This window comes from Amycolatopsis thailandensis, from assembly GCF_002234405.1.
GTDB classification, from domain to species: domain Bacteria; phylum Actinomycetota; class Actinomycetes; order Mycobacteriales; family Pseudonocardiaceae; genus Amycolatopsis; species Amycolatopsis thailandensis.
Map to the genome: position 1 here is coordinate 116,709 of NZ_NMQT01000015.1, position 13,687 is coordinate 130,395.

At 65.6% G+C, this 13,687-nt stretch carries 18 protein-coding genes and 1 tRNA gene; 8 read left to right on the forward strand and 11 right to left on the reverse strand.

The genetic code is table 11. The features are described 5' to 3' along the window. Positions 1–141: 141 nt before the first annotated feature. The gene (dcd, locus tag CFP71_RS04310) at positions 142–723 is read right to left on the reverse strand and encodes a dCTP deaminase (protein WP_016338162.1); all 582 of its coding nucleotides are present in this window, start codon (positions 721–723) and stop codon (positions 142–144) included. Between the two features lie 13 nt (positions 724–736). Next, complete coding sequence (locus tag CFP71_RS04315; protein WP_093932521.1) at positions 737–1,942, reverse strand: oxygenase MpaB family protein; 1,206 nt, start codon at positions 1,940–1,942, stop codon at positions 737–739. Positions 1,943–2,053: 111 nt separating this feature from the next. On the opposite strand from CFP71_RS04315, the gene CFP71_RS04320 reads away from it, so the two are divergent. Both CFP71_RS04320 and CFP71_RS04325 read left to right on the forward strand, forming a co-directional pair. Next, a tRNA-Gly gene (locus tag CFP71_RS04320) sits at positions 2,054–2,124 on the forward strand. 67 nt (positions 2,125–2,191) lie between these two features. Beyond that, a complete protein-coding gene (locus CFP71_RS04325; protein WP_093932556.1) occupies positions 2,192–2,833 on the forward strand; it encodes a YdcF family protein in 642 nt (213 codons plus the stop codon). Positions 2,834–2,976: 143 nt separating this feature from the next. On the opposite strand, the gene CFP71_RS43360 is transcribed toward CFP71_RS04325, so the two are convergent. Continuing rightward, positions 2,977–3,861 carry a hypothetical protein gene (locus tag CFP71_RS43360; RefSeq protein WP_143267036.1) on the reverse strand — a complete coding sequence of 295 codons (885 nt, stop codon included), beginning with the start codon at positions 3,859–3,861 and terminating at the stop codon, positions 2,977–2,979. A gap of 1,255 nt (positions 3,862–5,116) precedes the next feature. On the opposite strand from CFP71_RS43360, the gene CFP71_RS04330 reads away from it, so the two are divergent. From CFP71_RS04330 to CFP71_RS04340, 3 genes are all read left to right on the forward strand, one after another. Beyond that, positions 5,117–5,668, forward strand: a complete 552-nt coding sequence (locus CFP71_RS04330; RefSeq protein ID WP_143267037.1) for a hypothetical protein — start codon at positions 5,117–5,119, stop codon at positions 5,666–5,668. A gap of 259 nt (positions 5,669–5,927) precedes the next feature. Then, entirely contained in the window at positions 5,928–6,452 is a 525-nt protein-coding gene (locus CFP71_RS04335; RefSeq protein ID WP_093932523.1) for a hypothetical protein, read from the forward strand. 27 nt (positions 6,453–6,479) lie between these two features. Continuing rightward, complete coding sequence (locus CFP71_RS04340) at positions 6,480–6,968, forward strand: GNAT family N-acetyltransferase (protein WP_093932557.1); 489 nt, start codon at positions 6,480–6,482, stop codon at positions 6,966–6,968. Between the two features lie 10 nt (positions 6,969–6,978). Here the strand turns inward: CFP71_RS04340 and CFP71_RS04345 are convergent, their stop codons facing one another. Both CFP71_RS04345 and CFP71_RS04350 read right to left on the reverse strand, forming a co-directional pair. Beyond that, a complete protein-coding gene (locus CFP71_RS04345) occupies positions 6,979–7,632 on the reverse strand; it encodes a hypothetical protein (protein ID WP_093932524.1) in 654 nt (217 codons plus the stop codon). An 85-nt stretch (positions 7,633–7,717) separates the two neighbouring features. Beyond that, entirely contained in the window at positions 7,718–8,119 is a 402-nt protein-coding gene (locus CFP71_RS04350) for a DUF4279 domain-containing protein (protein ID WP_093932525.1), read from the reverse strand. A 36-nt stretch (positions 8,120–8,155) separates the two neighbouring features. Between CFP71_RS04350 and CFP71_RS04355 the strand changes: the two genes are divergently transcribed. Together CFP71_RS04355 and CFP71_RS04360 are read left to right on the forward strand one after the other, a co-directional pair. Then, on the forward strand, positions 8,156–8,548 hold the full coding sequence (locus CFP71_RS04355; protein WP_093932526.1) for a pyridoxamine 5'-phosphate oxidase family protein: 393 nt from the start codon (positions 8,156–8,158) through the stop codon (positions 8,546–8,548). 35 nt (positions 8,549–8,583) lie between these two features. Next, a complete protein-coding gene (locus CFP71_RS04360; RefSeq protein WP_093932527.1) occupies positions 8,584–9,111 on the forward strand; it encodes a GNAT family N-acetyltransferase in 528 nt (175 codons plus the stop codon). Here the strand turns inward: CFP71_RS04360 and CFP71_RS04365 are convergent. From CFP71_RS04365 to CFP71_RS04380, 5 genes are all read right to left on the reverse strand, one after another. After that, on the reverse strand, positions 9,108–9,446 hold the full coding sequence (locus tag CFP71_RS04365; protein WP_093932558.1) for an MmcQ/YjbR family DNA-binding protein: 339 nt from the start codon (positions 9,444–9,446) through the stop codon (positions 9,108–9,110). The genes CFP71_RS04360 and CFP71_RS04365 overlap by 4 nt on opposite strands. Before the next feature lie 113 nt (positions 9,447–9,559). After that, positions 9,560–11,245, reverse strand: coding sequence for a bifunctional metallophosphatase/5'-nucleotidase (locus CFP71_RS04370; RefSeq protein WP_093932528.1), 1,686 nt, complete (start codon positions 11,243–11,245; stop codon positions 9,560–9,562). Between the two features lie 106 nt (positions 11,246–11,351). Continuing rightward, positions 11,352–11,531, reverse strand: coding sequence for an alpha/beta fold hydrolase (locus tag CFP71_RS44795; RefSeq protein ID WP_244199548.1), 180 nt, complete (start codon positions 11,529–11,531; stop codon positions 11,352–11,354). Continuing rightward, complete coding sequence (locus CFP71_RS04375; protein ID WP_244199549.1) at positions 11,528–12,139, reverse strand: alpha/beta fold hydrolase; 612 nt, start codon at positions 12,137–12,139, stop codon at positions 11,528–11,530. Before CFP71_RS04375 ends, CFP71_RS44795 begins: the two co-directional genes overlap by 4 nt. A 14-nt stretch (positions 12,140–12,153) precedes the next feature. After that, the gene (locus CFP71_RS04380; RefSeq protein WP_093932529.1) at positions 12,154–12,642 is read right to left on the reverse strand and encodes a GNAT family N-acetyltransferase; all 489 of its coding nucleotides are present in this window, start codon (positions 12,640–12,642) and stop codon (positions 12,154–12,156) included. A 149-nt stretch (positions 12,643–12,791) separates the two neighbouring features. Between CFP71_RS04380 and CFP71_RS04385 the strand changes: the two genes are divergently transcribed. Then, complete coding sequence (locus CFP71_RS04385; RefSeq protein ID WP_093932530.1) at positions 12,792–13,478, forward strand: VanZ family protein; 687 nt, start codon at positions 12,792–12,794, stop codon at positions 13,476–13,478. On the opposite strand, the gene CFP71_RS44015 is transcribed toward CFP71_RS04385, so the two are convergent. Continuing rightward, complete coding sequence (locus CFP71_RS44015) at positions 13,425–13,595, reverse strand: hypothetical protein (RefSeq protein WP_167405993.1); 171 nt, start codon at positions 13,593–13,595, stop codon at positions 13,425–13,427. The two genes, CFP71_RS04385 and CFP71_RS44015, sit on opposite strands and share 54 nt — an antisense overlap. Positions 13,596–13,687 lie beyond the last annotated feature (92 nt).

Below are 13,687 nucleotides of genomic sequence, written 5' to 3' on the forward strand. Positions count from 1 at the left end.
CCGACGGAGACTTCACCGTCGAGCGCCCGCTCTTGGGCCGGAGGCCCACGGAAACACGATGAAGGGGCGGCTTCACTCCCAACATGACGCGGGTACGCCACGTCGCCCCTTCGGCGGGTTTCCGTCAGCGCTCGACAGAAATCACCGCCAGGTGTCGACGCGGTGGAAGTTCTTGTACGCGCGACTCGGGGTCGGGCCCCGCTGCCCCTGGTAGCGCGAACCGGCCTCGTTCGAGCCGTACGGGAACTCCGCCGCGCTGGACAGGCGGAAGATGCAGAGCTGGCCGATCTTCATCCCCGGCCAGAGCGTGATCGGCAGGTTGGCCACGTTCGACAGTTCGAGGGTGATGTGGCCGGAGAAGCCGGGGTCGATGAAGCCCGCGGTCGAGTGGGTGAGCAGGCCGAGGCGGCCGAGGGAGGACTTGCCCTCCAGGCGGCCGGCGAGGTCGTCGGCGAGCGTGACGGTCTCGTAGGTCGAACCCAGCACGAACTCGCCGGGGTGGAGGACGAAGGGGTCTTCGCCCTCCTTCTCGACCAGCGACGTCAGCTCGTCCTGCTGGAGCTGCGGGTCGATATGCGTGTACTTGCTGTTGTCGAACACGCGGAAGAAGCGGTCGAGTCGCACGTCGATGCTCGACGGCTGGACCATCGTCGGGTCGAACGGGTCGACGCCGAGACGGCCGGCGTCGAGCTCTTTACGGAGGTCACGGTCGCTGAGGAGCACGCGCTCAGCGTAGTCAAGCTGCCTTCATGTGCCTGCCGTAGGTGGTGTCGGGGCGGAACACCTTGGCGACCTGGCGGAGGTAGTGGCGCCGTCCGGCGGCCCCGATCAGCTCCTGGAGCGCCGTCGCGCCGGGCACCACCCGCCGGACCGTCTCGGCGGCGAAGTTCACCCCCGCCACCGCGACCACGGCCGCCTGCGCGATCGGATCGTCGGGCAATTCCAGGAAGTCGGCGTTGGTCTTGCCGAGCAGGAGCCTGCTGATCGCCCCGTGCCCCGCGACCGACACGTGCGCGAGCACCTTGCCGAGCGCGCCCCGGCCCTCGCCGATCCCGGCGTGGGACTTCATGAGCGCCGCGGCGAGCCGCTTGGAGTCGTCGTCGGGGATGAACTCGGTGGTGGCGAGCAGCCACAGCAGCCGCCAGGCGTCCTCCTCGTCGGCGGGCAGGAGCTCCTCGTCGACGCCCATCAGCCAGCCGACGTAACGCCAAAGGTGCAGGATGTCGGCGCGCTCGCGGGGGCTGTAGCGGAGCCCGAGCAGCTGCGTGCCGAAGACGTAGACGAGGGAGAAGAGCAGGAGCGTGCCCGCGGTCTGGACCTGGTTGACCGGCCTGTCCCAAGCGGCGTAATCCCAGTCCTTGCGGCGGTTCATGGCCGCGCGCACGTGGGCGTGCACGATCCGCACCCGCAACGCCGACTCGTACCCGCGCCCGCCGAGCACCAGCGCGCCCGGCGTCGTCACGTGGATCCACCACGTCGCCGTCTCGACAAGACGACGTGACGCCTTGTACTCGATCTCGCCGGTGCCGACGAGCGACTTCGTGGCGCGCGAGGCGAGATAACCGCCCATCAACGAAACGTCGCCGAGCGGAAAAAGCCCGAGCAACCCGGCGCGCGTGATCGCCCGCGCCCCGCGGTCGAGGCGGTCCGGATCGACCCAATACGGCGTCGCTTCGACGTCGCGGAAGAACGCTTCGAGCTCCTCCGGCGGCCCCTCGACGCTCTCGATGCCTTGCCGCAGCGCCTGTTCGAACTGTCCCTGGGCGCCTTTTCGCAGCAGCGGCACGAGCACGTCGGCCGCCGGGTCCTCCCGCTGCGCGAACTTCCGCAACCGGGCCACCTGGCGCTCGTCGCCCCCGATGTCGCCGTCGATGAACAGCCTCGACGCGACCCGGAACCCGCCTTCACGGAACAGCTCGGGGTCAGGAAGCCTCTCGCCCATCCGGATCACCTCCGATATAGACAACAAGTGTTGTCACTTTCGACGGCGACGTCAAGGTTGGGGTGGGTCTTGGCAAGGGGAGATCCGGACCATGTATGCTGGCCGAGCACTGCGGATGTAGTTCAATGGTAGAACATCAGCTTCCCAAGCTGAATACGCGGGTTCGATTCCCGTCATCCGCTCTCATGCGAAAGCCCCAGGTCAGTGGATGTCCACTTAGGACCTGGGGCTTTCGCTTTGGAGTCCCTGATGGCCGTGTCCCTCCCGGACGATCTCCGCGCCGACGTCCAGACGCTCTGGGACTACCACGACCTGCGGCACGAACTCCGGCCCGCCGGGATCGGACTCGGCAGCCACGACCTCGGCGTCGCGATGTACGCCGCGGAACTGTTCCATGCCGGGATGTTCCCGCTCATCGTCTTCAGCGGGGCGAACGCGCCGACCACCGTCGAGCGGTTCCCGCGCGGGGAGGCGGTGCACTACCGCGAGCACGCACTTGAGCTGGGCGTGCCGGATGACGCCATCCTGGTCGAGCCCGGGGCGCGGAACACCGGGGAGAACATCGCGTTCGCCCGGCGACTACTGGAGTCTCGTGAAGTCGGGTCGGTCGTTCTCATCTCTCGGCCGTACCAACAGCGGCGCGCTTATGCGACCTGCAAGAAACTCTGGCCCGAGGTCGACGTCATCTGCGCATCGCGGCCACTCCCGCTGGACGACTACATCGAGAGCATTGGCGACGTGGACCGCGTCATCAACATGCTGGTCGGCGACACCCAACGCATCACCGCCTACGCTGAGCGTGGCTTTGCCATCCACCAGGAGATCTCAAACTACGTCATGGCCGCCTACAAGCGCTTGATACGAGCTGGTTACGTGAAACGCCTTCTCTAGCAGAGGTACTCTTTGCCGTTGCGATCACCACAAAAGAAATAACCTTAAAAAAAGGACTATTAAAATTACTCTAGAAAATCCCGCACCCTGACGAATTCCCTACGCGTCACCAGCAGGAAAAAAGTTTCACTCGACTATTTAAATCAACTCAACTGACCCGAATCCAGACCTGCCTCTCCATTGCTTCCTGATTCGATTTCCTTGCGAATCTTCAAGTTTTCCAGACTTATACGAGTAGCAAGGGTGGCACCCAAGCCAAGCTCAAGATTCTTCGAAGAAATTCCAGTAGCAATACCAACAGCTGGCGGAAGAACTACTTCCTCTACCTTGCGAATCACCTGCCTGAATACCTCAAGCCAATTGTTGAAGCGCTCGATCGCGGAAGGCTCCTCAGAAGCCTGCTCCGCAACAACAACCCCAACCTCAAACGCCGTGACTTGAACTGTTCCAAGCAGATGAGAGAAGCCACGAATACGAACGTAGGTTACCTTCTCCAATGCTATCGAGATCGGTCCGAGCATTCTAATTCGCGCAACCTCTGGTATGTCCATAGCGTTTTCAATGTCAATGCGAAGCTGTCCAAGTTGGTCGTACACCTCCTCCAGAACGCGAACTAGCTCTTCATCGCTACCTTTAGGCTTATGCTCCGGGCCAGCCAAACTCAAAAGAGATGAGAGCGTCGACAAGGAATCGAGCGCAGAATCCGCTATTAGATCATTTGACGAATAAGCTGTAGTGTCATTAAATGAAATTCCAAATATCGGCCGCGCCCATTGCGGACGATCGCGGAGCAGCGCGGAAGCCCGGTGCCGACGTTGCGGCAATGAATACACGGCACGTTCCACATCCCGAAGAAGGCTTGCCGCCTCAGAACGCACCGATATGACATCGCCACCCGTAGCGACCAGTGGCACAATTTCACCCCACATTTGCGTCACGGAGCCGTTGGAACTCAAATCCCGGAAGAGTCCCAGGACACCATGCAGGCGACCAGCGGGCTCGTCTGGAAGTTCGCTAAGTGGCAACATCTACTGCTCCCTCTGACGCAAAATCGGCGCTCAAGCTTAAGATCTTAAACCTTGCTCAGTGCAACGCAATCAAGAAACACTATTCGATATCTAATCACATGAAAGATTGCGCAAAGGTTTGACCTTAACGGAGCACTCTCACCGGTGTCCCGACACAGCGAATCCATGATCACCAGAGTCAGTCGACTCCATCGCCAGTTGGCCCTGAAGCGGGATCTCGTGCACAGCCGCGCTGTCTGCCGAACTTGACTCTAAGGGATCAAGGCGCCGCCACCGGCGGCGCGCACGTCACCGTCCGTACGGCGGGCTTCGCCCCATGGCGGACGCCGGCCTCCCGCTCCGCTCCGGCAGCCGCCGCCGGGCGAGCCCGCCGACGAGGCAGCACCGCACAGCGCGCCGCCGTCACCGGGAGACCCATGGAGCACGACGTCAGATCACCCGACCCACCTGACCGCGTGGCAGTGGTCACCGGGTGTCCCTCGCTGCTCAGCGTCTAACACCGTGCCGCTCGCATCAAGGCGGGAAAGCGTGCCTTGACACGACCGACCCGGCGCTAGAAATTGCAGGGGCGAGGGAAGCGGAGCGAACAGGCACAAAGACGCAGGTAGAGACAGGACGCGTTGGGCCATTAACGGGCCATTCAGAGGGGGCAACCACGGTCAATCGCGGCCACCCTGAGGAAGCGCCGTCCGCAGGTCAGAGCCACTTTCCAGCATGATCACCCTGGTTCCCAAGCTGAATACGCGGGTTCGATTCCCGTCATCCGCTCTCATGCGAAAGCCCCAGGTCAGTGGATGTCCACTTAGGACCTGGGGCTTTCGCTTACGCGTGCCATCGGCCGACCGGGACCCGGTTGGCCGCCCTGATCTTCGTCGTCGGAAGTCGTGCTCCTTGCAGTGACGGTCGACAAGCCTGGACGGCCGGTCCGCAATCTGCGCGTCGACCAAAGACCTCAAGGCGCGCCGCCCCTGGCAACAATCAGCTTAACGATCTGGCCATCATCCACCAGGTCGAAGCCGTGCAGAATCCGTCGATCACCCCCGCCCCAAAGGACCCAGCCGACCTGGCCGACACCAGGTACACCTTGACCAACAACCTCCCGCCTCAGTAGCCCGCCGCCTAGCCGGATCGTGCACAACGGCCGGTCACGCCACCGGCCGCATGGCTCGTTTGTCATTGGGATGCGGGGAAGTCCCGGTCAAGGGCTCGGATAAACCGTTCGCACCAAAGCATTCGCTAGGTATCTTTGTTGCCCATGAGCGATGAAGTCGACGGGCGGCCCGTACCCGAGCAGTACGAGCACCTGCTCGAAGAATTGAACCTCGATGATCATCTGACACGAGAAGTCTACGCCTACTTTGGACTGGCCGCCTACCTTGCCAGCGTTATCGAGCACGGACTCGTCAACATCATCGTGCTTTCGCGGGTGGCAGAGGCCCGCGCCGGGAAGACGCCGATCACTAGCGACCCCTGGGAATCTTCATTTAAGAAGACCTTCGGACAACTAGTCCACCGCTTCACAAAGTTGTCAGGCGACGAGGAGCGAAAGCTACAAGAGGACCTGGCAAGATGCTTGACCCAGCGAAACTTTCTGATCCACGGTTACTGGCGAGAGCGCGCCGAGACAGTTATGAGCCAAAATGGAAAGCTGATGATGCTCGAAGAGTTAAGTGAGATGCATCAGGACATCAGACAGCTCAACGAAGAGGTCGACCGAGTCACCTTTGACATCGGCGAGTCTCTGGGAGTGTCTCGCGAGGCAGCGGAGGCGGAGTACCAACGAATGCTTGGTTCCGTCGCTGAATAGGCGGTTTCGATACCCGTCATCCACTCTCACACTAAAGCCCTAGGTCAGCGCTTGCACCTACTTAAGACTCTGCTTTCCTTTTCCTTCGGAGCCCTCAGCGACCGATAATTTGGGGCCATAGCGCGTCGCGAAAGCCACTTTCGCGACGTCTGATGTCCCGAAAGTGGCTTTCGCGGCAAAGTACCGTCCTGGAACCCCTACCTGGACGATGCGGCTACTTTCGGGACCCCTCCCCTCAACCCACGCCTACCGTCCAAGCGTGCGGAGAAAGTCGAGTGACAGCACGGCGGCCGCCTTGCTGACCCTGCTGGCGGGGTCGCTGCTCCTCCCGGTGTTGCTGGTAGGCGTGGTCTTCCTCCTCATCGGGCTGAACAGGGGCAGCGGACCGGGGCCGTACACGGTCATCTTCGCGAAGGCGGGCGACGAATGCGGCGCGATGGGGCAGTACCTCGACGCGTCCACCGGCAAGCCGCTGCAATGCATGGGTCCTGGCGGATTCCGGACGGCCTCGCTCGAATTCCCCGGTTTCTCCCGTGAGCAGAACGACGAGGTGCGCCACTGGCTGACCACGTTGGCGGAGGACGGCGAGCTGAGCGTCTTCGACCACCGGTCGGTCCAGGCCAAGATCGACGGGATCGCGGCCGGTTTGCCGCCGGGAACGCGCGTCGAGCGGGAATCCGGCACGACGGAGATCTGGATCGGCGCGGCCTTGACCGCCGTCGGTCTGTCGGTGGGTTCCGGCTTCGCCTGGCGGTGGTACCGGGATCGCCGGACCGGTTTTTGATTTCCCGGCGTTGTTACGGTGCTGTACATGGAGATCCGGGAGTTCCGCGAAGAAGACTGGGCGCAGGTCTGGCCGATCGTGCGCGAAGTCGTCCGGGCGGCGGACACGTACACCTACGACCCCGACCTCACCGAGGAAACCGCGCGAGGACTTTGGGCCGAGAAGCCACCGAGCCGGACAGTGGTCGCGGTCGAGGACGGCCGCGTGCTCGGCACGGCCAAGACGGGTCCGAACCGCGGCGGCCCCGGCTCGCATGTGTCGACGGCCAGTTTCATGGTGGACAAGAAGGTTCGCGGCAAGGGCGTCGGCAGCGCGCTGTGCGCGCATGTGCTGGATTGGGCCAGGGCACAGGGTTTCGCGGGTATGCAGTTCAACGCGGTCGTCGAGTCGAACGTCGCCGGGATCCGGGTCTACGAGCGGCTCGGGTTCGAGATCGTCGGGACGGTGCCGGGCGCGTTCGAGCACCCGACGCTGGGGCGCATCGGGTTGCACGTCATGTACTGCGACTTCGGCTGAGGCCGAGTGGTCAGCCTTCGACGAGTTCCCAAGGGGCGTCGGCGCTCGGCCGGTCGTACACCTGGCCGGGCGCGGCGCTCAGCACCAGCGCGACGTCCGGGTACAGCGTGACGGCGTGCTCCATCTCGAGGGCTTCGACCTCGAAGTCCTCGTCCTCCGGCACCTGGAAACCGACGAGCAGCCAGCTGCCGTCGGCCTCGCGGACGACCTGGCGCACGGCGCGGGCCGGGGCGGCGGGGTCGGTGGAGATCTCGGCGAGTTCGGTGCTCACCTGGACTTCTTCCAGTGGCGAGCCCGGATGCGTCCACGCGGCCAGGCGGGCGGCACGCACCAGGAGGTCTTCTTCGTCGTCATCCGAGTCGGCGACCGAGCTCAGCAGCCATGAGCGCCGCTCGGGGTCCCAGTCGGCGGCCATGCCGGTGGGGAGGCCGGCGAGCGCGGTGAGCTCCGGGATGAGCTCCACCGCGTCCCGCAGGGGCAGCGCGCCGAAAGCGTCGCGGTTGAGGTCCATGTCCTCGGAGAACTCGTTGCCGTCGCTGATGAACCAGTCACCGTCGTCGTCGAGCACGACGAACGCGAGATTCGACGGGTCCTCCACGAGTGACCGCGAGATGATGACCGGCGATTCCGGATCCTGACGCAGCGGCCAGTTCTCGCTCGACATGCTGGGCTCCCAACGGGGTTGTCCGGCTGTGGGGCACCATCCCACCATCTCCGGCATCGTCGCCGCGCACCGGACCGGCCGAAGGCTATTCGCTGAGGTCGTACTCGTCGACGTCCAGCGCGGCGGCGGCTTCGGCGAGGAACGCGATCACGGCCGGCGACAGATGCCAGCCGAACTCCTCGCCGCCGTCGCGGTGGTGGAAGTAGCGCACCACCTGCAGCACCGCGCTCGCGCCTTCGTCCACCAGCTTCCGGATCCCCGGCCGGACCGGGGCGAGCCTGCCGATCAGGCCCTCGATCTGGTCGTCGACCGGCCCCGGACCTCGATGCGTCACCTTCCAGGCGTGCGTCCTCGGCAGCCGGTGCTCGATGGACCTCGACCCCAGTACCTGGGCCTCGTCGGGCGCCATGCCGAGCCGCGCGGTGATCTCCCCGGCGGACACGGTTTCGCTCTTCAAGGCGAAGTAGCAGTACTGGTGGACCTTCATACGCCCGGCACCCTAGCTTTCAGGCAAGCTGACCAGGTGAAACGTGATCAATCGCTTATCGAACGTCTCTCGCGGGAGCGCAACGTCTGGCTGTGCACCCTCCGTGCGGACGGATCGCCGCACGTCACGCCGGTGTGGTTCGTGTATCTCGACGACGTCTTCTGGATCGGCAGCGGCGAGCGGAACGTCAAGGTGCGCAACGTCGGCGCCGATCCGCGCGTCAGCCTCGCGCTGGAAGACGGCGACGCGCCCGCTGTCGCCGAAGGTCTGGCGCGCGTCCACCGCGGGCACCTGCGCGAAGACGTTCTCGCCGCGCTGGCGGAGAAATACGACGGTTGGGCGGCCGGTGCGGAGATCGAACCTTTCGGCGCCAGGGTGTTGCTAGAAGTCCCCGTAAAGCGGTGGCTGCTCCGGGGTGTCGCCCAATAGTCTGGAAAGTCCGATACCGATCTTGGGATGGGACGATGCTGACCGGTGAACTGATTCGCTTACGGCCGCTGGAACCCGAGGACGCGGACACGCTGTGGCGCTGGCACAACGACCCGGAGGTCATGCGCTGGATGGTCCCGGACCATCCGGAATCCCTCGCCCAGATCCGCGAGCGCTACGCCCGGCTGAAACCCAACAGCTACGAACGGACGAGCTTCGCGATCGAGAGCCTCGCCGTCGGCACGCTGATCGGCACCTGCACCCTGCGTGACGCCACCCCTGAGCAGGGCCGGGCCGAAGTCGACATCTATCTCGGCGAGAAGGACCACTGGGGCGGCGGGTACGGCACCGACGCCATGCGCACGCTCTGCCGCTACGGGTTCGACATGATGCGGCTGCACCTGATCGCGCTGTGGGTCGTGGCCGGCAACGAGGCCGCCATCCACATCTACAAGAAGCTCGGGTTCCAGGTCGACGGCAGGCATCGCCAGGCGTTCCGCGACCAGAACGGCGAGTGGCACGACGAGTACCTGATGAGCTTGCTCGAAGGGGAACTCCGCTAGTCGTCCAGACCTTTCGTGAGCCTGGCGGGTGCCTTCATCCGCCAGGCTTCCTCGATGAGCTCACGTAGCTGCGCCTTGTCGACCTTCTCCAGGTCGACAAGGATCGCGCCGTAACCGTCGTAATGCGGGGTGGTGAAGTACGCGGGGTCGCCGGAGGCCAGCAGGGCCTCCTTCTCCGCGTGCTCGCACAGCAGCATCAGCCCGCCCTCGGCCTCGGTGCGCAGCCGGGCGAAGTTCTTGCCCGCGACCTTGAGCGACGGTGTGCGGTACGAAGTGGACTCCTCGACCTCCGGGAGCCTGCCCGCCAGGTCCACGACTTCTTCCCAGGTCGTCATGGCGGACATTGTGCCCTGGGTCACTGACAAAACCACCCCCGGAGACGCCGTGAAAGGTCCTTTCCTTGCGAAATTTGCAAGGAAAGGACCTTTCATGGCACTCGCGGAAGCGGTTACGGCAGGACGGTGATCCGGTCCGCGGCCGGCGGGGCGATGCCGGGGTGCGCGCCGAAGTACGCGATCAGCGCGTCCAGGTCCACCGGACCACCGGACAGGTTGGTCCCCTTGGTGAATTCGGTGAAGCCGTCCCCGCCGGCGGCGAGGAAGTTGTTCACCGACACGCGGTACGACGCCGCCGGGTCGATCGGCGCGCCGTCGAGCGTCAGGTTCGAGACGCGCGATCCCTGGGCCGCCGACGCCGAGTACGAGTACTTCAGCGACTTCGAGATCTGCAGGGTGCGCACGATCCCGTTGGCCTGCCACTGCTGTTCGAGCACGTTCTTCAGGTTCTCCCCGGTGAGCGTGATCGTCTGCATGATGTTCGCGAACGGCTGCACGGCGAACGCCTCGCCGTAGGTCACGACGCCGTCGCCCTCGCCGGCGGGCGAGGACGCGTAGGTGAAGTCCGTGCGGATGCCGCCCGGGTTCGTCATGGCGATCTGCGCGCCGTTCGACTTCGTGGCCTCGAGCTGGGCGTCGGCGATGACGTCGCCGAGCGGGGACTCGCCGGAGGCCGCGCCCTTGGCGACCAGGTCGGCGGTGATGGTGCCGACGGCCTTGTTCGCGATCGGCGCGGCCTTGGTCTTGGCCTCGTTGATCAGCGTCTGCACGTCGCCGTCAGGGTCGACGTCGCGGGTGACGATCTGGTTGTGCGCCTTGGTCTCGCCCCGCACGACGTCGCGGGTCCGACGGTCGATCTTCAGGTCGACGACCGACAGCAGACGACCGAACGACGCGCCCTGGATCACCGGACGCGGCTTGCCTTCGGGGTCGTTGATCACGCAGTTGTACTGCTGGTGGCTGTGCCCGGTGAAGATCGCGTCCACTTTGGACGAAACCTTCTGCGCGATGGCGGTCGCGGCGCCCGGCTTGACCTTGCACTCGTCCGGACCGGCGGTCTCGGAGTTGTCGCCCTGGTGCAGCAGCACGACCTGCGCCTTGACACCGAAGAGGTCGAGCAGCTTGGCGGTGCGGTCGATCGCTTGGACCTCTTCGCCGAACTTCAGGCCCTTGATCGCCTCCGGGGTGACGACCTGCGGCAGGTCCTTCAGCGTGGCGCCGATGACGCCGATCGGGACGCCGCCGGAGAACTCGATGCTGAACGGCAGCAAGGCCGGGAAGCCGTTCTCGTAGTACACGTTGGACCCGAGGAACGGGAAGTTCGCGCCCTTGAAGGACTTCCGGAACTGGCAACCGTCGGTCGGGTGGCAGCCGCCATTCTGGATCCGGCGAAGTTCCTTGAGGCCCTCGTCGAATTCGTGGTTCCCCACCACGGAAGCCCGGACGCCGAGCTGGTTCAGCAGTTCGACGGTCGGCTCGTCATGGAACAGCGCCGAGATCACCGGCGACGCGCCGATGCTGTCACCGGCCGACAGGACGACCGAGTTGCGCGCTTCGCTCCGGAGCTTCTTCAGGTGCGTCGCGAGGTACGCGGCGCCGCCCGCATCGACGGTCTTGCCGCCGGGCAGCGTGACACGGCCGCTCGAACCGGACGGCGGTTCGAGGTTGCCGTGCAGGTCGTTGAACGTGATCAGCCGGACGTCGGTGGTGGCCGGCGCGGCGGACGCGGGCGCGGCGACGGCACCCAGCGCGGTCAGCGCGGCACCGACGGCAACGGCCAGCCGGGTAGAGAGCTTCATTCTTCCTCCGATTCGCACCCCGAAGTCCCCATCGGGCGCACGGCGGAGGAGTCTGCCTGGCGGAATTGACCTTCACCAGAGGAAAAAGCAGGACGATAGGCAAACGTCACATGGCGCGTGAGCTGCCCTCCAGCAGCACCCGCGCGACCATCTCCGGCTCGTCGTTCATCGGCACGTGCCCGCAGCCGCGCAGCACCAGCAGCTCCGCCCCGGGCGCGATCCGGCGCAGCTCGGCGGCCTTCGGGCGGGCGAGGATGCGGTCGCGTTCCGCCCACGCGATGGTCACCGGGACGTCCCGGACGACGCCGTCGAACCGGAACCGCCGCGAGCCTGCTCCAGCGTCGGCCGGAAGCCCGGGCAGCCGGCCAGCGCGCGAATGTCCTCCATGACGACCTGCGTGGTGAGCCGATCCGGACGGCCGACGATCATCCCGGTCAGCATCGACCGGCCCGCCGGTGTCGCGGCGAGCCGCCGCGCGGTGCGCTCGGGGATCCGCTCCGCGAGCAGGCGGTGGGTGCGCAGCATGCTCAGCGCGTACCGCTGCCGGCGCGGCGTCCACAGCCCGGCCGGGGACAACGCCGTCACACTGCGGACGAGACCCGCTTCGCCGAGGGCCAGCGAGAGCAGGCCGCCGAGCGAGTTGCCCGCGACGTGCGGCTTGCCGAGGCCGTGTTCGCGGAAGAACCTCCCGAACAGCTCGACCGCGGCTTCGACGCCGTAACCGCCGGAGTGCGGCGCCGATTCGCCGAACCCCGGCAGGTCGACGGTGATGACGTCGCGATGCGAGGTGAGCAGCGAAAGCACGGGCGACCAGGCCTGGCGGCGGTGGCCGACCCCGTGGATCAGCACCAGCGGCTCGCCGTGGCCCGCGCGGTCGAAGACGACGTTGTCCATCCCGCGAGGTCAAGCTATTTACTGCTACCGTCGGTAACAGGTAAATAAAGGCGTTCGCGCCGCCGGGTGATGTCGTTCGGCATCGGCTCCAGGTCACCCGTCGCGATGAACCCGAGCTTCAGGTACAGCCGCCGCGCCCGGTCGTTGTCCTCCGCGACGTGCAGCCACACCTCGCGCGCGCCGTCGGCCTCGGCGGCCGAGCGCACCTCTCCCGCCAGCTTCGCGCCCAGCCCCTGGCCGCGGGCTTCGGCCGCGACCCACATCGAGTAGAGGATCCAGTCGCCGTCGCGGGCCCTCCCGGCGACGAGGCCCACCGCGCGTCCGTCGTCGAAGGCGGCGAACCAGGCGTCCCCGGCCAGCCTCGCGAGCCACTCCTCGTCGGTCTGGGCCCGTTCGGCCGCCGCGATCGAGCCGTAGTTCTCGGGGGTGTCCGTCAGGGCCCGCAGGCGGACGTCACGGAAGGCGTCGAGGTCTTCGGGGGTCAGCCGTCGAACGAGCAGCATGCGGGCAGAATCCCACGTCCACCGGTGGAGCGGGAAGGAATATCGCCGATCGGCCAAGATCGAGGTCAGCCACTTGGCCGATCCGGCTCCGTCCGCCGCGGCCCTTCGACCGAAGCGGCGGGACCCCGCTGATCCATAACGTCCATGTCATGACGAACGCACAGGTCACCGCCTTGCAGTACGGCTTGATCGGCTTCTTCGCGCTTTGGGCGACGGCGCTGATCCCGCAGCTGATCGTCCTGCACGCGCGGCACGGCCGGGTGCGCCTTCGTCCCGTCCTGACCATGGCCGCCGTGCTGCTCTACGCCACCATGACCCTGGCGGTGACCTTCCTGCCGCTGCCCGGCCCCGGTGTCAAACGGCTGAGCCAGACCGTGCAGCTGCACCCGTTCCAGTGGATCGCCGACATCCACACCGAACTGCTCAAGCACGGGCTGCCGGTGGCCGACTGGTTCACCACCCAGACCTTCCAGCAGGCCACCATGAACGTGCTGCTGTTCGTCCCGCTCGGTTTCTTCGCCAGGACACTCTGGAAGCGCGGCCTCATCGGCACGACGCTGATCGGTCTCACCGCTTCGCTGCTGATCGAGATCACGCAGCTGACCGCGAACTTCGGCACGGCGCCCTACGTCTACCGGATCTTCGACGTCGACGACCTGCTCAACAACACCGGCGGCGCGATGCTCGGCTGGATCGCCGGAGCCCTGCTGCTCAGCCTCGTCCGGAAGCCCGTTCCTTCAACGGTCGAGTTCCAGCCCGAGGTACTTGTTACCGCCGAGGGCTCATTGGCGCAGCCTCTCGGCCGCGAGCGGATCGACCTCGCCCAGGTCCGCTAGCCTCGCCCGCCGCCGCTGGGCCGCGCGCCGCGCGGCCCGCCGGTCTTCCGCGATCACCAGCACGGTGGCCACGACGAAGATCAACGCGACCAGTCCGAGGATGAGCGAGAGCTGCAAAACGCCTCCTCGAAGACAACCTTGTGTGCGAGATCACAAACAGTACGCACATCGTGGTGAGTTGACCACCCCTTGAGACGAAAGTGGGTGTC